The following is a 20,101-nucleotide window of genomic DNA, read 5'->3' as shown; positions in this document are numbered from 1 at the left end:
GATTTTTTCATCTTCTTGCACCTCCCCCTTGCGAAGTGGCCAACGACAACGAGGCACCACGAGTGACTATGACTTCAATTTTCCTTGCAGCGTCTACCTCTATGACTGGGAACATATTTTCAGCCATGTCCAAATAGAACTTGGCCACTCGATCCAATGCTTTACCTGTGCCTTTAATCGCAGCGCCTTGTAATGCTTCTTGGCTCATGACTTGCTGGTACAGCTGAGTATCACCGGCATTACTCGTCTGAATCGTCGGAACAGGATTTACATCAAATGCGCCAGCCAAGCCCTGAAGGAATCCGGCCATCATCGATTTGGCCACCAGCTGGCCTTGTTTCGACACTAATCGGCCACGAATACCGGCTTTGCCATCTTCACCCACAGCATAAGAATCCAGTCGCGTTTCAATGACGCCACCATCTTCTCTCACACATGAAATGGTCTCGCCTCGCAAATAAGCACGCTCAGAGCTCAAATCACCGTAACCTGCGGCGATCAAGAAACACTCTTTGATATCCGCTCTAAATCGGTTAGGTAAAATGGCTTCCTTTTGAATCCTCAGCAATGCAGGAAAAGGCTCGCGTCTTGCGGACTCGTGAGTAGGAGCATCCAAACCTGTGATCAAAGTACCTGAGATGATGCTGCCCGCCGGTAGATACAAAGGCGGCGCTTCTTGCACAACAACCTCTGGTTCAGCAACCACTTCAGGCTCAATCATACGAATCGTGATTGGCGGCAATGGAACATCTCGTGCTCGTGTACCGTGGCCATTGGCTGGCTGCTGATAGAGCGGATCAGGCAGCGGCGCATTGGCAAAATAGTCGTCTGGGTTAGACGGCAGAGGCTTTTCGTCTTTGGGTAATTCCATGGCAGATAAAGGCACTTCAAAACGGCTATTTGTGCCTTCAACTGCTGCATCACCTCCTGCGCGAACATCATCAAGTTCCGCTCTAAGGCGGGCCAGCTCCGCATTGACCTCACTTGGTATAGAAGGCGAACCTGGGCTTAGCCGTCCTGAATCGACGTCACGACGCAAGCGCTCAACTTCACGACGTAACTGTTCATTGCGCTCACTAAGTAGTTTTACGTTCGCAGCCAAACTATCGACCCCAACATCACGAGTATTGGTATCCGTAAGAATGTGCCGGATTGTTTCCTGCCGGTTCCGACTACTTGAGCCATCGTCAGGATTAGGTGAAAACACCATCACCATAAGGATGAGACCACCAGCAATACCAGCAACCGATAGACCCCGCTTCATGTTCGGGCTCATTTGTTCCCATTGTGCTTTCATCGTTACTTACCTCCCACAAGAAGCGAAGGTCGCTGACTTTCCACTGGTTCTTCACGATGATTGCGAACAACCACATACAACTCAGTCTTTTCACCCGGCAACAAGATATTGCGAGGCCAGTAAGCGCTTGCCACTATATCTGGTGCATGACAGGCTATTTCACTGGCTTCTATCGGCTCATCGGCAAAGCTTTCAACCAGTCCTACATAGACTGTGAAGTAATGTCCCGTCACAATTTGCCCCTGCTTAAAACCAAACTTTAAGCCAGGCTGAAAACATTTCGGGCTTGTGTCAGTTTGGCCAGCTAAACGGATGTCATAGCCTTGTGGTAACTCATTTAATGCAAGGCTTCTGAGTAAGTCACGTAAGCTATCGACGTATGGTTGAGCCGTTTCCCAAGTGGCGGCTTTGCGGTTCACGACGCCCTTAATAGGCCACTGCTGACCATCAATAGCTAAGGTGATTTCACGCGGTGGAATACGACGAGGTACTAAGGTGACTGATAATGCGGGCGCTTCCTGACCAGGCGGTGTGATGTAAAGTGAAACCGGTGATTCTTTGTCCGTGGCTACATATACAACATTCCCCTTGATTTGCGTCTGAGCATCACTGGTTGTTCTCACCTGAGGCGATTCAAACGGCGTCACAATTCGATTCAGATGACCAAGTGCTACAGGGATCAGTTCATTAACCCCCGGTGTCATCAGTAGCGTTGTTGGCGTATCCGCTGCAACCGTATTGCTTTGAACCGGTGGATTTGCAGTGGCAGACTGCTTCATCACACTGGCTGGCACAATTGGCAATTCCACGTCTGCATACGACGCTTGAGATAACAGGACGCCACTCAAGCTCATTGCGATTAAGCTTGGTGTCATCCATCGACTAATTTTGGTTCGCATCATTCACCCTCCGGTTTTGCTCTTGGGTCAACTTTTCACGAACGCGCTTCGTTCTAGCTTGCCCTTCATACGTATCCATCCAACTGAGCTTTGGACGGTATTGCTCAATATCGATGTCAAACTCATAGGTGCGAGTTTGGCGCTGTTCATCTCCAGATGGTCCAGAGACCAAGGAATAACCGGTCACAAAGACATGGCCGGTTTCATACTCATACTCCACTTGTCTGGGTTGGAATTTGAGCGTGACTCGGTCTTCTCGGATTTGCCTTGCCTGAATTTCCAGTGCATCGACCACTTGCTGGTACACCGCTGGAGAAAGCAGTGGTTCTATAGCAACCCGGATAAAGGACACATTACCCGGCGTCACGTTGCCCATAAGCTCAGCCAGGTAGAGCCCCCAGGACTCCAGGTAAGGTTGAGTGGCTTGGTTTCGTGACACTTCAGCCGTTTCAGACAAGGTTGGTGGTTGAATGGCCACTACGGTATTGCGAGAAAATGCCGCAACCGCAAGCAGCAAGTTAGATAGCACCAGCACTGTAATCAGAAACCGTTGCCATCGGTTCTCTAATTGCGTGCCTTGCCATGATTTTAAAAACACGTCGAACTTCACGGCAGATAGCTCCTGATAAATGGGTTAGGGATCGTCTTGGCTTTGGTTGGCAACAGTCCGGCCCAGTAGATGGCGTGAAGAATAAAACCATCTGGGCGACCATCACGAAAACGCCGATAGAGCTTGGTTGTCACCAACCCCAACAGGCATAAAACCAAGGCATTACCGGTAAAAATGCCGATCACTAGCCCCAACAGAATGGGAGCCATCTCATCGGCACTCCAAAGCAGGAAGTGCGGCGGGTCATCGATATAGGACGGAATACTCACAGGTTCCATAGTCACTCCTCGTTGTTTGAATTGAGAAGTGAAGGATGCCTTGGGATTGGCAGCTTCAGTGGTCAGCTAGATGCCGAATTCTTGAAGGTTTTGAGGGTTCTACTCAGACAATACTAACAATTGATCTTTTTGATGCGGTTGATATGATGGAGATATTGGTCGTGTCGAGACCAGCTGCCCACTTTAGCAAACCCGGACGGGACGACATGCATATCAAATTTATTTTTTGCTTAGGTTTTTTCTGCGACCTCGGCAGTGGGCACCGTATTCGCTAATAGGAGAAACTCAATGCAAATTACTAAAATCATTTCCTCTGCCACGGTTGAACGTTTAAAGCAAAAAGCGCGAAAGCTTAAGCGTGAAAAATCCATTACACACACTCAAGCACTCGATGAAATTGCAGTATCTGCTGGTTTTAATCATTGGCATCAAGTTGTGCAAGCTAATGACTTACTTAAACCATCAGAAGTGGCATTATCTTCTGGATGTGTCATGGCTTTTGATGTCAAAGATGGTATGGATGTCGATACCAGTGATGGGGTTTTAATTGAAGACCACTTCTTGGAGATGCTTACTGAAAAGCAGCTATTTGAAATTTATGCCAATTCCCCTGATGAGGACGACGAACAAAACAGACCGCTAAAAGAAACGCTATCGGATTCAGAGCTTCATGAGTATTTTCGAGATGATTGCTCATTCATGTACTTTCGTCTTGCCGAGCCTCATGCAAACAAACCGTTAAAAGAAGTATTGGCTCTTATACGACAGTACTCTTTTTGGATGCCTCAATATATTTGGCTTCAAGGCCACCTTATTGATACTTACCATTTGCCTGCTGAAGACGAGAATGGCAATGCAGTAGGCGTAAGGTTTTAGCTCTACAAGATGAGGCCTAACTGGCCTCATATTTTCTTCTGCAAGTGACTTAACGCCAACCCCGCCATCAATGCCAAACCGATGATCAGCGACGGTAACACCACCGGTGGAATAGCCAGCGGGGCGAACAATCCCATAAATAACAAGATGATGCCTGAGCCCAGAATTATCATGCTATAGCGGTGAATGATAGGGCTCGAAAAATCAAAGGTTGTTTTCTTAATCTTCCAGGTCATCAAGCCGTCCCACAGCGCCGGTAACATGAGAATAAGCGCAAAGGGCAACCAGACCATCAGCAAAGCAAATCGAGTGAACACTTGGTACAACACATCAAAAAATGCCTGAATACGGTCTTCCACCCAGACAAACCAAAAGCCTCCCATGTTCTCCATCCCTTTAGAGCGCAGTCGCTGCTCTTCATTGGGGATTAGAAAATCACGCACAGATTGCTCCATCTGCGTATCCACAACCCATGATTGATACCAGCCATGGCTAGTTTGACCAATCCAATAGCTTGTTTGTGCGCCCAATTGGTTTTGGATCATCTGCTTCTCTTTACTGATGACCCGGCCAGTCCAATCACCGGGCACTAACACGCCAATGGCAATAATCTCCAGCATCAGCGCCAGACAAAGTAGCCAAACCGACTTATGCTTGCTCATGCCAAACATCCTCTTCTACTCGGGCCAGCATGGCTGCAACGGTTGGCGTCATAATCCGGGCTTTAATCACTTGTTGAAGCCGCTTTGTCGTCGTATGGCCACTGACATAACGCACGTCGATGCGTCCTTCAGCCAAATGCGCCATCCGATTTGGACGATTACGAATCCAGGTGTGGAAATACACACCATCCACGGCGGCCCACTCGAAATGGTCAGGATCACGCAGGCGAATCCCAGTTAAAGCACTGGCGGCACTCCAGGTCAGCGCCTCAATGAAATGCCACAGTCGGACACTATCATCATCGCAACTGACTTCTTCATAACTACCCAAGCCATTGCACAGACACAAATCAAAGATGGAATGACCATCTAAAGTGAGCGCATCTGTTAAATAGTCCGCCAAACAGTGCACTGAGGCCAAAGCATGAGGCCAGTCGGTTTCAAGCAGTCTTAAAGTTTCCTTGAACTGGGGGTTATGTTGCTGCCACTGAGCGAGCATTTCTTTACTGGTAATTGTTGTCATTTTAAGACAGACAGAATGATGCATACAGACTCCTTATGCTGCCTGTGTAGAGCTGGTTAAAATAGGAATGCGGCCTTTGATCACGCGGCCGCCTGAAAGCTTGGCGATGTACTCCAGGTTGGGGAGCTGGCCTAATAACTGCGGTGGAAACATATCGCCTTCTTCCTCCATCAAGCGCTCGCCATGATTGCCGGTAAATAACGCGGGGCTGTCCGAGTTTGACGACATACCTTGAGTTTGCATGATGTACTGCAACCGAGTCTTAGGCAGATTGTCGGTAATGTACTGCTGCGTTTCGGCATCCATCACCCGAAGGGCTATCAAGTTGTTAATGTTACCTAACACCTGGCGAGCCTTAGCTTCGCTGCCTGTACGAGCTGCAAAGTCAGCAAAGGTCTGAGTAGCAATCACACAACGCATTTTTGCGCCACGGCCTTTGTTGAGCAGTTGAATGAAAGGATCGTTGACGACTTCAGCCGCCTCATCGATGAAGATATTTACGGGACGATTATCAACACCATAGTTATAGCGGTCACCGGCCACGGCGGTGAGATCGGATAAAAGCAACGAGCCAATGGCGCTACCCACCATGGCGTCGGTCAATGAATCCAAGCCGATATACGCCACTTGGGCATTGTTGATAATACGGCCAGAATCCGTAATTAACCGGCTGTCATCCACATCGTTTGCAATCGGTGATAGCAATGGACCTAATTCACTTGAAGTGAGCATATTGAGCACCGGCATCAATGAGGCCACCATCTTGGAATAGTGGGTTCTGTCATGCTCAAACATGCTCAATAGCCCCTCTAAATCGGTATTGGCGGCTATGGGCTGAATGAGTTCGTAGTAGAAAAGCAGCATCGCCATGGCTTGTTTAGCTAATGTGTTGGCTTTTTCGGTAAAGCGCTTGATCTCCACACTAAAGTTCGGATACACCTGCTCACCCCAGGCTGTGACGGCTTTTACTACCAAGCCTTCTGGGCCACCTTCCAAGAATCGTCTCAGTGTTTTCAGATCAGGACGCTGTGAAGTAAGCAACAGACCTTGCACGATGTTATTAAGTGCCATTTGGCCAAAGGCTTTAAATGGATCAGCACCGGTTTCAGATGGGATTAATGCCGCAATTCGGCTGGCAATTTCAGTGCCTCGGTTAAAGTTTCTCAGGGGATTAAGACGTACTGAATGCTCTGGAAAGCCCGGATGAAAATACACAAAGCGCTCAGGACTACCGGCGGAAATACAGGCTCGCTGCGCATTATCCTTAAGTTCCTTGTCTCCCTTAGGGTCAATAATAATCACGGCTTCATTACGCAAAATGGCCTGGGTGATCATCGCATCAAAGCATCGGGTTTTCCCTGCCCCGGTCGTGCCGACAATTAAGGTATGCCCCTCAGTGTGACCAACTGGCTGGTACACATCTTCTTCTTTGGGCTCAACACCATGAATCCAGGTCGAACCCATTTGCTTACCGTGCCCCTGGTTAAGCAAGGTTTGCTTATCCCGCTTTAGGATTTCATAAGCGCGTTGAGCATGACGTTGGTCCCACTCAAAGCCATACCCTAACCACAATTCATCAGGATGTTTTGCCATCACCTTTTGTAAATGCGACAGCTCCATAAAAGCCAATGGTTTGCCTTTTAGCCCCTTCTGTAGTTTATAAAGACGGTAAGCCTCGGGCAGGCGATACAACGCCATGCCCGAGGAAATCCCTGTCATCCACCAAAATGGCTCAGGTGGTAGCTCAGTCAGCATTTCTGCGGCAATTGCCCCAGTTGCTCCAACCAGCCAACCTGCTACTGCCATGGCTTCATAGTTCGTGCGCCAGGGCATCTCATATGCGTTTTCTTTCATTCATGCTCCGCAAAATAACCGTTTACAATCTGCTTAACTTCAAATGGATTAACGTTTAGCGTGAGCGGTAAACAGAACCGTTTCCCCCTCATCAAACTGGCATTGGTCACTGGCCGAGATCCCCCGAAGTAGCTGTCCGGCTGGAATGCCATGCTCATTGGCGACTTGGCGTAAGGTTTGAATCGTGACGCGAATACCATCGGCACTATGATCCACGTCTGGGTAATCGCCATCGGTCAGTAAGATGGGCAAATCTTTCACAAAATTAACCATCTGTTGCCGCTGCGCGTGTTTGGGGTCTGTACTTGAGTTCGCATTGGGCGCAATCGGCTTTTGCTTACGCTCCGCTATTGTGGCGGGCTCTTTTGCTTGGGCATTGGTTATCTTAGTTCGACTCGGACGCTGTGAAGCCTCTTCTTTCTGAATTGCTGCCGCCGGTTCTGCGTCTTGTTTGGGAAGGTCAATCAGTGCAGTAAGCCCTTTAGAAATCGATACTTTCAGCAGTAACCCTTGCTCCTGAACGCCATCATTTCTAGTCACAGTTCTGGCTTTACGCGTCGGGTTTGCGGGATCTAATTCAAGCCAATCTAATCGACTGAGTTCAGCAAGCAGTTTTCGGGGAGCACACCAAGGTCTTACGGCATCGGGATAGCGGATCAGTATCTGTTCACCAACCATAACCAACGCACTGCTGGCCTCTGGGAGCCACGCCAAAGATTCAGGGAGATTCAATGCTGCTTCGTTTTGCTGGTTTACGTTATTCGCGATAGCGCCATCAAATGAATTGTTAGGCTTTTCACATCCATCACCCGGAGCATTTTCAGTTGCCTGGGGGTTACTAACATCACTAGCAAGACGAAGTTCATCACCTTGTTCGGACGATTTTGACGATGGCGACTCTGCCGAATTGCTATGTTCGATTGATGATGACGCTTCAGGCAAGTCTGAATGCTCACTGGAACGACTCTGTGGTTCTGCTTGTGTTTGCTGTGTTGCTTCCCACTGAGATTTGTTAAACAGTGTCACACCACTTGGTACATTCGAGCTGAACAATAAATCGGCCTCAGATATATGCAGCATGGGTAGCCAGATTGGCTTGCCGTCTTTGATCAGCACTTCAGGGGCAAGGCTTTCATATCGCTCATTTGAGGCGGATTTAGTGGCCAATCCTCGCTCAATGAGGATGTCCGCAAGGGTATCGGGATCTCTTGGTATGCCAGGTATCTTGTCTTTGGCCAATAGCTCAATGATGTCCTTAGCCGCGCTTTTCCAAACCAGGTAAAGATGGGTTGATTGATTCGATTTTCGTACCCAGACTCTGGCGTCTCGCTGATTGACTAACCACTGGGAACTGGCAAGCAATCGCCTCATGGCATCAAGTAGATAGCGTTCGACTGGGACACCAAGGGCATTGTCGTCAACGGAAATTCGTTGAGCTTTCAGGTCTCGCTGGACACTGGTTTGGTCGGCTTCAATAACCAATTTAGACAGGACATGCTCGGGATCGGTATTGCCAATTGCCTCCAGCATAGCTTGCAAAATCTCAGGGCCCGGTTGGGTTAACCAGGCGAGCAACTCAGGTGTCATCACCCGGTTTAAAACCAGAATTGAGAATTGCTCGTGCCGCTTGCATCGTCCGTCGCGCCAGCGAATAAAATAGCGTTCAATGCTGTTATTTGTGGTCCACTGGGATAAGGTTTCTAAAAAAGGGTTCCATTGATAGCGTCCATCTTCATCTGTGATGGACAAGTCTGAAACTGGCTTACCAATATCATGAAACAAACCGCCAAGAGCCGCCGCAACACGCCACCTTGGTTCAAGCTCTTTTTTCTCAACCGGTGTGCCACTGGCAACAAAGATGATCCCCTCAGCAGCTTGTGCCGCCCAGAAAGCAACTTCCAACGAATGACGTAATAAACCACCCGCACCACTGTGATGATGATGCTCAGAAGCTGGCAGCAAATGAACATAAGCAGCCAGATGATCAATGCAGGGCTGAATCAGCCTTTGAAAATCACGCTGATTAAAGCCAAGTACCTGGCGTAGTTTGGCAATTAGCTCGTCTTGTGTGGACTGCAAATCCTCAGGTGACGCGGCTGGCAACCCCTTAAGGAATGGCGGATAGCGTGGGATTTCCGATTCAGTTGACTCAGGTTGGTGTTGCGACTTTAAAAATCTACTAAGCATAAATACCCCTGCAAAAATGGTATAATCCTTAGTAAATGGCAATATCTGTCATCAGATAAATAATCGAATCTTTAAGCTATTTAAGTGGCAAAACTATGAAACAACTGAATACATACGATACAAAAGAAGAAGGTGAAGCGGCTCTTGCTAAAATCGATGAACCCAAGCGTCTTGCTAGCGAGCGCGATGCCACTGAAACGATTTATAACTTATTTGGAGTTCCTAGCTGGGGAAATTTTTATAAGCTTGGAATGTTCAACCTGAACGAGCTAAAAGACATCATCCAGAAAAAGCAAGATGGGTTACCCTACGATGAAAAAAAGCATCGTGAGATCATCACGATGCTTCAGTATGTTGCTAAAAATTTCGAGTTAGAGATACCAACACATTGGATGTAATCGAAGGGCTTTTCAGCCCTTCAGGCCTGCCTAAGCTAAGCAACCATTTTTCTAAACAACTTCTCTAAATAAACCGGTCCAGTATCTTCCATAAATAAAACATTACGATCTTCAAGTTTATCTTTTGGCTCAGATACGTTGATCAAATCCGAATGCAACGTTTCAGATACGATGAAAGCACTTAAGCTTAAGTCTTTATCAGCGAGCTTCGGCTCTAATGCTTTAATTTCAGAATACAGTCCAAACTTAGCGTCATCTAAATTCAGGTTTCGAATACCTTTGGGATCAATAAGGCTAAGCCACTGCTTACCCGTTTTATCATCCACCAGCCATAGGAGGAAATCAGGATAGAAGTTACCCGCAGTAGCAAAGCCTAAACCTCTCGATTTAGTATCAGCGTTACGCAACAGATAGAGACTTTTGTCACCAATAATCTCTTGACCTTTTGGTGTTTCAATAAATGCCTCTAAATCTTGGATAAAAGTAATTTCACTTGGCGCATCAAATGCCATAGGTCGCATTTTTAAGGGCAAGTCAGCATTTTTTTCAATCGAGAGAAGTGGATAGTACAAATGCTTGTCAAAGGTCACTGCCACCATTCCCGGGGCATTCCATTCTTTAGCTTTGCCAATATCCCCTTGAGCAACGATATCCTGCAATTGTTCTAATCGCTGAGCATAATCTAAGCCGTCATCCGATTCCTCAATTTCAAAATGATACATTTTGATCATGCCAGGATCGTCTTCCTGGACTTGCGTTACCTGATAGAACTGTCCTTCGTAAGCATTTTTCAACGCGTTATAAAATCGCTCTGTATAGTCAAGCAACAGGCGCAACATAATATCTTCTTGCTTCTTAACATCAGAAAATTGCTTGATGTCTAGCTCTGATTTCGGAATAAGCAGTGTGTACCACTTGTTTGAAAAACCACTATTGCTTAAACAGAAATCCATTAGCCGTTGCTTTTCAAGACGAAGGTTCGACCAACCTCGTTGCAATTTATAATCCTGAACTGCAAGGTATAAGCGCTCAAAGTCGAATGCAGAAACCACTTTATAATCGAGTTTACCTTCAAATCGAACATTGACGGGCGTGTTGTCGCCTTTTCTATTTGTATCAATGGATTCAAGCTTTGGATACAGGTCTAACTTCACATGAGGAAGTTTAATTTTCCCTTCGAACTCAGTAGGAACTTGATATAGATCAGGATAATGAACACGCTTAAAGCCGTATTTCTGATTATCTTTATACCCATCTTTCAATTTTAGCGTTTTCAACTTGGTTGCCGGTAAGTTAGGACGCGTTTCAAAATTCAGCTCTAATATTTCATCACTAGGAGTAATCCCCTCGTCTTCGAGATACTGCTTGAACGTCGCCATGTAATCGGCACGAACACCAAAAATATTCAAAGTTTCAAGCTTATCTAAATGAATCCCTTTTGGCCGTTGCCCCGGCGTGCTGCGTTTTAGCGAGTAGTCACGACCTTTTAAGCGTACACCACGGCCAAACAGCTGAATGATCTGCGAACCTTCACCTCGACCCATATTTAAAAGACCCATAGTAGATACACGCCAACTACTCCAGCCTTCGGTAAACTTACGAGAACCAATCAAGATATGCAGTTTAGAGTCTTTATCGTTCAAGGTATGAAAGAGTGATCTAGCAAAATCATCCCTTTGATAATCAAAGGTGGCGTCCTCTTCACACATCTTGTAAAGCGATGGTGAATCGCCGATGTTAATCAAACCAAATGGCGCAGCTTCGCCAACCTGAAGCGCCAACTCACCTTTACTACCTATCAGATTTAATACTCGAAGACGCTGGCCTGAATGAGTTGTGTTGAATAACTTGGCAAGAATATCGGCATAAATATCTTCAGGACCATTCATCAAAGCTATAAAACGCTTCTCAAAAATATTCCGATCTTTGGTATCCAGAATCCGCGCTTTGTTATCCACCAGATCTTTTATCCAAGCTTTAGCTTGTGCTTCATTATTCAAGAACCAAGCTAGAAAGCGTAAGACAGCATGAATATCAGAATCTTCACCGCCAACAGTGTTTCCCACAAACACCCAAAGTGGTTTTTCAATGTTGAACTCAGCTAACTGGTCTTTGTTTTTAGTGAACAAATATTGCTGTTGGTAGAAGCTGAGCAAACACGCAGTGAAGTACTCATAACGTCGCTCATCTTGTTTATCTTGCGCTGGGTTCAGGTTAAGGATTAGTGACTCTTTTCCATAACCGTCCTCGTAGAAAAATTTATACGAGTAATCAAATAGCACTGATTTGCCATACACTTCGCGTGTTGCTTGAATGCGAGCGTCACGCTGCTCCTCTGTATCTAATTCCAATTGTGCTAACTGTTCTTCAGTTAACTTACCTAAAGCTGTCGTTTCGAACAGCATTTTAGCTTTCTTCTTTTTGATATCCGCTTCAACTGAGTCAACCGTTTTACCGTCGGAAACAGCCTGACCAAAGGTGGCAGAATACTCAAAGGCAAAACCATCGCGGGTCAACTTGTCACGACGACGCATCCAAGCACCAGCAGCAGTACCTGTACCTTTATGGCCTTCATCAATTAGCACAAGGTTTTTACCTTCAAAAGCTTCAACCGCTACCGTTTTGTCACCCATTTCATCTGCAAGTTTATTGATATCAATAACTTCAATCGTGCCTCTGAACGGTGTTGGCTTAGACTTATCAAACAACTGAATATGAGAAAATCCTGAGTCATACAGTTCATTCATATGCTGCTGTGACAAGCGCTCATCCGGTGTTAACAGAATGATCTTGTCAGGGTAATGGCTGGTATTACCATTTTGAAAATAGTGCAAATACTGCAAAATATTAACGTGTAATAACAACGTCTTACCTGAACCCGTAGCATTCCAAAATGCCAGCTTGTTCAAATCATCCAAAATATACTGTCTAAACTGATTGGCTCTGTCTTTCGCTGTTTTACTGTTTTCTAAATTGTAAGCTTCAAGCTCGCGATTCAGCCCATTAAGCAGCTCTTGTTTTCGATTGAAGTGCCAGTCGAGATAAATCTCTGTAAACAAGAGAGACAAGTACTGGAAATACTTCATATTCAGTACCGTATCTTCTTTACGGTTACGGTGCTGCGTGATCTGTTGCCAATGCTTAACAATGTTCAAGTCGTAGTGACGCAGCTCATCAAGGTCGATTAAATCGACCTCAAAGAGATAGTTACTCAATTCATGGAAGAACAAGCTTTGTCCATCTTCATGAATGCCTTCAAAACGGTCTTCGCCTAAACGTAGTTTTAAACCTTGCAAAGTCCCATCTTTGAAAAAGCGAAACATAAAACGATTAAGCACCAGTTGTTTATGGAAGCTTAATTTACTATTGCTTTGTTTTTTAACTGCTTTCCCAGTAGACGCAGCTTTTTGTGGAGAACGGGCCATGCTTAAATCTCCTCAGCAAACATCAGGCTCAGGAATTCCGGCTCAATTTGACGGAGTTTTAAGCTACGTAACACTTCGCCGTCGTCACCATCAACCGTAAATGCAGTTGGCAAATTATGGTCGCCATTAATGTAAATCACATCAAAAGTCTGCTCTTTGGCATACAGATCAAAGCGGTTAGCGTAATCATTAAGTTTTTCATAACCAATTTTGTCGCAATCGCGCCACAAAATAAGTGTACGCTCACCACTTGGTAAAGTCCCTTCAACACGCACAAAGCCACGCTCGATATTCGATTCAATCGACTTAACTTGTAAACCAATCAGGAAATTAAACGTTTCTACCAAGTCAATCGGCTTACGCTCTGTTGCACCAGCAGAGTCAGTGGCGATATTCATTTCATAGTTGAATGGTTTGCGGAAGTTATCTGTATTCAGCAATGAACCTTTACTTTCCTCTTCTAGCATATATTTTAATAAATAGTCGTCTGATGCCTCGGAAGAAATCAATTCAAATAAATCAGCATTCTTCTTAGTCAAAGAAATGTTGTTTAAGGTGTCTTCATAGCTTTCTATTTTTACAACTTTAGTAATGCTTGATTTGTTTCTCGTAACAAGAGGGCGACCATTTTTCCATTGAGAAGCAAATAAACATTTGAGCATTCGTGGTTTTGTGATCAAATCAAAATACTCTCCTTGCTCAACAAGAATAGAGCTTCTTGTACCACCGTCCTCATCATTCATTACTACAACAGCGTGACCGGTACTTGCTGAACCAGAAAAATAATCCAAAACTAAGCTATGCCTATTTGCTCCGGCTACTTTAAGACAGTCAACAACAGCCTTGTAAGATTTTGGAAATAAAAATAACCTTTCACGAGTAAACATAGATGACAGAAGATTGGTTCCATGCGAACCAGCAGCGTATGACGCATCATCCCACCAAGTCCCTGGCAATTTTCCTTCATCGTTAAGATAATTACGTCTATAAATTTCATACCGATCTTTAGTTTTCTCATACTTAAGGTGTGCAAGCTCTTTTCGCGCACGCTCAATTCCCCATTTCCAAACTCTTTCGGTACCAGTTGAATCATTCGGTAAAACAACTACGGCAGATTCAGACGTTGCTAAGTCATAATCCCACTCATTCTTAGCCTCGTTCCATACCATACTTGGGATCTCTAAACGTCCGTTTTGGACAACAATAGGATAATACTGTTTTGGTCTATCCTTTCGGCTTGAATCCGTACCTGTTTTTCTAAAATTCTCCCAAAGGAACTTTAAACCATTCTCATCAGTTTCATTGTACCGTTGGTTTTGCGAATCACTTCTTGGTAGACGACCGACTGATTTCACTTGCTCCGTCTTTCTATGGAAAATTGCGTACTCATGGTTAATTGAAAAACCTGAAACCGTTGATCGACCTTGAGGATTATTGCGAATAGGTACTGTAGAGAGATGGTTTTCAGAACCAAAAATCTCATTATTAATCAATAAACTATTTTCTAGCTCATAATCATCAATCGTAAACACCTGAGTTCCTGTATCACTTAATAATTGATACCCCTCAGACACCCGATTCTCAATTAAGCAATTCCATGCACTATGTTTGAACCCATTTTTATATAATATTTCAGATGCATTTGTATTGTATGGCGGGTCTATATAAATTGAGTCTACTTTACCAGCATATTTATTTTTTATTAGTCGTAAGGAATGATAGTTATCACCATTTATCATTAGGTGTTGAACTTTAGAGTCTATATCATCGAATAAATTTATCACACTTTCTTTAAAGTCAATTGTAAACAACTCAGTGTCCACAGGAAGAAAATCGTAATCCTTTATGTCCACCTCACTAGTGATAAATCCTAAATCAATCCAACGCCCGATTTGCAGCTTATTATTTACAGCTTCTTGCTTAAGCTCTGGCGTTAGAAGGTCTAGTGTGATGGTGTAATGCGAAGACGAGACAAACTTCTTCTTCGTCCACAGTTTCTTTTGAAAATTCTCTAACTGTGCCAAGAAAGTAATTAATTCTTGCGCCACAGTTCGTAAACACTGGATCATGCGCAATTGCTTTTCGATGTTCGCAAACACTTCCGCATTTTGAACATTATCTAGATTCATTACTTCATTCTTGATGTAAAAATCCAGCTCATTGCTCAAGAATCCGCCGAGATCTTTGTGAATAAAGTAATCTGCGGTATTACGCTGAGTGTAGGTGGTAAGATGGCGTTCAAGCTCTGTGCGGCTAGGGTTGCTCTCGGTTGGCGCTCGTTTGGAAAGATCCGCCCAATACTGTTGTACTTGGCTATCTGATAAAATAGTGTCAATCGCGGCTTGCACTAAGGCATCTTGCTTGGTGCCTTTTTTCATCGCTTTGTATTCGAAATGAATTACTAATTCTTCGGTTTCAACTGATTCACCGTTAATAATTTCTGTCGATTTTATGACTTCAACTGGTTGATAAGTCTGTTCAAACTCTTCTCCATCCTCGTCAAATTTGGTGCGAGTATGGGGTTCAATGAGGACAAAGCGACGGTCAGCATCGTTATCTTTACGATTATCCTTGGCGGTATCTGCCGACAGCAGTTTGAAGCTTACCTTACGACCATCATCGAGTTTGAAAGCATAGTTGGCAAAGTTCTCTCCGCTTTTAATGTAATACTGGTCCTTATTGGCCCAATGCAGCATGACTTCTTCACCTGCATAAGGGATAGCATAAGTATCACCTTTGTAGCGACGCTTACTGATAAAATCGCCGTTATCGTAGTAGCGTGAGAAAAAGGTAAGCAGGTGCGAGAATACGGCATTTTCATGCTCGCTAGCACCTGTTGCTGTCTCAGCTATTTGCTTTTTCAACGCCTGAACTTTTGGACTTTGATCTGGCTCAAACCCTGCTTCCGTTGTCGCTTTTATTACAGCTTGGAGTTGCTGCTCAAGATCAGCCTTATTCGCATTTCCTGCATCAGCCAATGCAGCTTGTATTTTTGCTTTAAGCTTATTGTCTAGGTAGTCATTTATCTCGTCAGCACGCGAATTGAGGATACGGTAAATGCCAAAGTCCAACTCTGGACGGTCAATCTGAAAAATCTCTTTTAGCTTTTTAACTAGCTCGTTGTACTTGCTCATAGTCTTCTCTTATAAAATTAAATTACTTGCCAACGAATTGTGAACAACTCTGTCACTTCAGTTCTTTGCTTCATGCGCTCTTCTAAAGCCGTGATTAGTTCATCCCGCTTATCAGCAATTTCGTCTTCAATATCAAATATCTCCATTCGCTGGCGTTTTTGTAGTCGTTCCAGTTGCTTGAGCTTCTCTTGATTTAACTTTTGCTCTTCAACTGTTAGCGCGTGCCTAGACTCTCTCTTTACTGACTTAATTTGTGCCTTCGTATCTCGCAGCGCTTCCTCTGCGGCGAACACTTTGTCTTCAGCCCACTTCTCTAATTTGTCTCTTTCAACTTCAAACAATGCATTATTTTCGTCCATAACTTCAGCCAGCTTGGCGTCAATTTGGCGTTTTTTCAGTTCAATAAGCTCAGAAGGTAGGGTATTTTGCTCGTTGCCGTTCTCACTTCGGCCTACACTCGCCCCTAAATTAAACAGCCTTTTACAAGCATCATTATCAATAAGTTGGCCACTGTCTGTTTTAGCTGTAAAAAGCAAAAACTCTTGCCTGTTGAATGCATCAACGCCAAGAACACTCAACGTCAACCACCCTGACTGGCCCTTTAACTTTTCAGCAACGGATATCTTTGTTGCATGATTGGTGTAGTCGAACGACAGCAGCGCTCGTTTAGTTTCTATCGATTTAGCATTATCAATTACATATTCACCAAGTGGATGATTAATGCGGTAAGCATGGCTATGTTGATCTTGAACTTGCAACTCACTGTTTTCACTACCTGCTTTTCTCAGCAATTGATATTGACCTACTGGCAGCTGCTTGACTGATTTCTGTAGCGTAAATCGATAATTTTCGTGGTCAAAACTGGCGCAATCTTTTAATTGTTGATGCGTTACAGCCCAAAACCACCGTCCCACTTTGTCTAGGCGTTCTCTCGCTTCGTCGAGTTTGATCTTTAGAATATCGTGGATGTCTTCATCAAAGTGCTCAACTAACTTTTCTTGGGTCCTTTGCATTTTGACGCTAATTTCATCTTCTAGCTCTTTTTGTAGCAACGAGAATGCAGCTTCAATTTCATCAGACGAGCGACACGAGTCATAGATAGATTGAATTCTTTTTTCAAAGTCTACACCACTCTCAATGCTGCCTAACACGCTATCTGATGCGCCAAACACACCATCAAATAGATTAAACTTTTCTGTTAGCAGTTCGAGTACACGCTGATCTGCCTGGTTTCGTTGATTGAGAAAGTTAACGACAACGACATCAAACTTTTGACCATATCGGTGACAACGGCCAATCCGCTGTTCTACACGTTGCGGGTTCCAAGGCAAATCGTAATTGATTAACAGAGAGCAAAACTGAAGGTTAACACCTTCAGCCGCTGCCTCTGTCGCAATCATAATTTCTGCATGTTCTTTAAAATGGTCTATCAGCGCAGAGCGCTTATCAATTTGTGCTGACCCTGTAACACGTGATGACCCTTGATATTGCTCTTTCCACTGTTGATAAATCTTGTTCGCTTGAGGCGTGTTGTTAGTGCCACTAAAAGTAACGACTTTATCGGCATAACCATTGGTTTCGAGAAATTCTGCTAAGTACTGTTGGGTACGCATTGACTCAGTGAAGATGATGACTTTTTTGGCAGCGCCCATTTCAGCGAGTTGCACAAACCCTTTTTCTAAACCAACAAGTAGCTCTTTTGATTTGGTATCAACCCCGATTTGCTCTGCTTTATTGATCAAGATTTCCAGTTCTGAGATTTCAGCATGAAGAGCAGAAAAATCTATTGGTTTTTTCTCTTGCGCTTCAGATGTACTATCAAGTTCATCAACAAAATCATCCTCCAAATCGTCGTCTGTAATGATTTGTTGGACGATGTCGATTGCACTGTCATCTTCCCCGTCACTCGCTAACTTTTCCAATCGATACTTAAGGATCTGCAAGTTGTTAAGCACTGCCTTTGTACTTGAAGACAAAAGTTTTCTCAGGATCAATCCTGTCAGATGTCGATGTCTCTTCGGTAGTGCATAGCTGTCTTCTCGTTCAAGCAATAATTGCACGCGTTCGTACAAATCTTGCTCTTGCTCACTAGGGTAAAAAGGTATTGTTATAGCCTTTCGCTCAGTGTACTTAATGTATTCAAGCACGTTTTTACGCAGCGTTCGCTTTACAAACCCAGACAAACGTTCTTTCAACTCCAAAGGGTCGCTATCCGCCTGCATAAATTGTTTTCGGAATGCTTTTTGATCGCCAAAAGCATGCTCGTCAATTAATGTAGACATGCCATAAAGCTCCATTAAAGAATTTTGTAATGGCGTGGCAGTCAGTAACAGTTTCTTTCGGCCATCTAAAGCTCGTTTGAGAGCTTGACCCATTTTGTTACTTTCACGATGTGCATTCCTAAGCTTGTGGGCTTCATCAATTACGACCAAATCCCACATTTCAGCAACAAGTTTATCTTCTAATCTTGCCGCATAATGGTAAGACATGATGACAATTTGCTTGTTATTGAGAGGATTATAAATACCTTCCCTTTGCAACTGGTTAAATGTTTTTGCATCAATAACTTGAGATGGCAGATTGAATTTTTCTAACAATTCACAGGCCCACTGACGTCTCAATGACGCAGGGCAGATGATTAACAACTTCCGTTTACGTTCAGCCCAGTATTGACAAAGGACTAATCCAGCTTCAATTGTTTTACCCAAACCGACTTCATCAGCAAGTACAACACCTTTGCTGAGCGGATTTTCAATGGCAAAAAGTGCGGCTTCAATCTGGTGTGGGTTCAGATCAACACTGGCGTCAAATAGCGACTGGGATAGCCTATCAACCCCATTATTTGAATGCAGGATTGATAATTCGTGCGCAAAATACTTAGCATGATATTCCGTAATATTGTTCATTCATCTTCCTCATAACTTGGCGCTAAAGCTAAGTTTGCTACTCCATATAACGCTTGTTTGTTTTTCAGCCATAGTTGATATTCAAGTTGCTTTAATGAGTGATTATATGAACAGTCAACATTCCAAAGCCGAAGCAAGTACCCCGCAGTTGCCGCTCTAATCTCAACCTTTAGAACGCCACCCGCCATGCCATAATCCAGTTCAATCGCTTCGCAGTGCTCTATGCGTGGGTGCGGCACTAACTCAAGCTCTACAAAGCGATTCCATTGCCGATCTTGGGTTTCGAGCTCAGTTTCAGACAAAGTCGAATCCTCAATCACAACCGCTGCTTTAATTCGGGTAAGCACAAAGTCACGGAACTCATTATGCTTGCGGTCATAACCACGAACGTGCCAACGCAGGCCATTGTCTACCAGCGTATGCGGCACAATTTCACGCGTGGTTTCACCGCTCGATAACGATACATAGGTGATACGCAAGGCTTTGCCTTTGTGTATGGCCTCGGTGACTTTCGCTACTATAGATAAGCTCGGCTTGTTAAGGTGATAAGGCGCTTCACACGCAAGAGGTGGTTTTACCTTTCCAGTAAAGCCATCGCCGTACCCTTGGCTAATCGTCGCCAGCGTTCTCACAACGTCGTAGTCGAACAAGGGTTCAAAAGCTTGACCACGCTTATGCAACTTGAGCTTTTGGTCATACTCAATGTTGCCTGGTGCAAGCTCTCGGTACATTGTGAAGTCTTTCGTTGCTTGTGCGGCGGCTATGCTGAAGCGATCGACTAAATCCGCCCGCACCGCTTCGCCCTTAAACAATAAGGTGAAATCGATGTGGGCAATGCGATCCCTGGTTGCTTGTGGCAACTGCGCTATCTGCGAAAGCCTATCTGGCTTCGCCACTACTGTTTGTTTCAGACCATCATTTGTCATGCGTCTTGTTTATCCAATTCAACCAGTTTCTTAAAACTCTGTTTATAAAGTACCGTCAGACATCACGTAATCACATTGAAAAGCATCACTCAATGCTGCTCTTCATCCACAATGACTAATCAATCT

At 44.5% G+C, this 20,101-nt stretch carries 14 protein-coding genes; 2 read left to right on the top strand and 12 right to left on the bottom strand.

The genetic code is table 11. The annotated features are described in order from the left end of the window. Positions 1-7: 7 nt before the first annotated feature. Genes KU854_RS18400 through traL form a run of 4 tightly spaced genes read right to left on the bottom strand, consistent with a single transcriptional unit; the run spans position 8 to position 3,084 of the window. On the bottom strand, positions 8-1,297 hold the full coding sequence (locus tag KU854_RS18400) for a TraB/VirB10 family protein (protein ID WP_218359855.1): 1,290 nt from the start codon (positions 1,295-1,297) through the stop codon (positions 8-10). Between the two features lie 2 nt (positions 1,298-1,299). After that, positions 1,300-2,196, bottom strand: coding sequence for a TraK domain-containing protein (locus KU854_RS18395; RefSeq protein WP_218359884.1), 897 nt, complete (start codon positions 2,194-2,196; stop codon positions 1,300-1,302). Continuing rightward, a complete protein-coding gene (locus KU854_RS18390) occupies positions 2,180-2,806 on the bottom strand; it encodes a TraE/TraK family type IV conjugative transfer system protein (protein WP_207806053.1) in 627 nt (208 codons plus the stop codon). Before KU854_RS18390 ends, KU854_RS18395 begins: the two co-directional genes overlap by 17 nt. After that, complete coding sequence (gene traL, locus KU854_RS18385; RefSeq protein ID WP_000433891.1) at positions 2,803-3,084, bottom strand: type IV conjugative transfer system protein TraL; 282 nt, start codon at positions 3,082-3,084, stop codon at positions 2,803-2,805. Before traL ends, KU854_RS18390 begins: the two co-directional genes overlap by 4 nt. 288 nt (positions 3,085-3,372) lie before the next feature. Here traL and KU854_RS18380 point away from each other — a divergent pair, with 288 nt between their 5' ends. Further along, the gene (locus KU854_RS18380; protein ID WP_218359854.1) at positions 3,373-3,960 is read left to right on the top strand and encodes a plasmid-related protein; all 588 of its coding nucleotides are present in this window, start codon (positions 3,373-3,375) and stop codon (positions 3,958-3,960) included. A 26-nt stretch (positions 3,961-3,986) separates the two neighbouring features. Here the strand turns inward: KU854_RS18380 and KU854_RS18375 are convergent, their stop codons facing one another. Genes KU854_RS18375 through mobH form a run of 4 tightly spaced genes read right to left on the bottom strand, consistent with a single transcriptional unit; the run spans position 3,987 to position 9,186 of the window. Beyond that, positions 3,987-4,622, bottom strand: coding sequence for an IncC plasmid conjugative DNA transfer DtrJ family protein (locus tag KU854_RS18375; protein ID WP_045611026.1), 636 nt, complete (start codon positions 4,620-4,622; stop codon positions 3,987-3,989). After that, on the bottom strand, positions 4,609-5,169 hold the full coding sequence (locus KU854_RS18370) for a conjugative transfer protein (RefSeq protein ID WP_218359853.1): 561 nt from the start codon (positions 5,167-5,169) through the stop codon (positions 4,609-4,611). Before KU854_RS18370 ends, KU854_RS18375 begins: the two co-directional genes overlap by 14 nt. Before the next feature lie 9 nt (positions 5,170-5,178). Then, positions 5,179-6,999: a conjugative transfer system coupling protein TraD gene (gene traD / locus KU854_RS18365; protein ID WP_218359852.1), complete on the bottom strand. Its 1,821-nt coding sequence runs from the start codon at positions 6,997-6,999 to the stop codon at positions 5,179-5,181. Between the two features lie 48 nt (positions 7,000-7,047). After that, positions 7,048-9,186, bottom strand: coding sequence for a MobH family relaxase (mobH, locus tag KU854_RS18360; RefSeq protein WP_218359851.1), 2,139 nt, complete (start codon positions 9,184-9,186; stop codon positions 7,048-7,050). Positions 9,187-9,281: 95 nt separating this feature from the next. On the opposite strand from mobH, the gene KU854_RS18355 reads away from it, so the two are divergent. Further along, positions 9,282-9,584: a hypothetical protein gene (locus KU854_RS18355; RefSeq protein WP_169618682.1), complete on the top strand. Its 303-nt coding sequence runs from the start codon at positions 9,282-9,284 to the stop codon at positions 9,582-9,584. A 35-nt stretch (positions 9,585-9,619) separates the two neighbouring features. On the opposite strand, the gene KU854_RS18350 is transcribed toward KU854_RS18355, so the two are convergent. The 4 genes from KU854_RS18350 to KU854_RS18335 are packed head-to-tail and all read right to left on the bottom strand — an operon-like array spanning position 9,620 to position 19,975. Continuing rightward, complete coding sequence (locus KU854_RS18350) at positions 9,620-13,009, bottom strand: DEAD/DEAH box helicase family protein (protein ID WP_218359850.1); 3,390 nt, start codon at positions 13,007-13,009, stop codon at positions 9,620-9,622. Between the two features lie 2 nt (positions 13,010-13,011). After that, positions 13,012-16,143 (bottom strand): site-specific DNA-methyltransferase, encoded by a 3,132-nt coding sequence (locus KU854_RS18345; protein WP_218359849.1) that lies wholly within the window; start codon positions 16,141-16,143, stop codon positions 13,012-13,014. A gap of 17 nt (positions 16,144-16,160) precedes the next feature. Beyond that, positions 16,161-19,049 carry an SNF2-related protein gene (locus KU854_RS18340; RefSeq protein WP_218359848.1) on the bottom strand — a complete coding sequence of 963 codons (2,889 nt, stop codon included), beginning with the start codon at positions 19,047-19,049 and terminating at the stop codon, positions 16,161-16,163. Next, positions 19,046-19,975, bottom strand: a complete 930-nt coding sequence (locus KU854_RS18335; RefSeq protein WP_218359847.1) for a WYL domain-containing protein — start codon at positions 19,973-19,975, stop codon at positions 19,046-19,048. The genes KU854_RS18340 and KU854_RS18335 overlap by 4 nt, the downstream gene beginning before the upstream one ends. Between the last annotated feature and the right edge of the window lie 126 nt (positions 19,976-20,101).

Origin of the sequence: Enterovibrio paralichthyis (assembly GCF_019209835.1) — a bacterium.
GTDB classification, from domain to species: domain Bacteria; phylum Pseudomonadota; class Gammaproteobacteria; order Enterobacterales; family Vibrionaceae; genus Enterovibrio; species Enterovibrio paralichthyis.
Note: the sequence above shows the minus strand (reverse complement) of the source record. Positions and strands in the feature narration are given on the sequence as shown.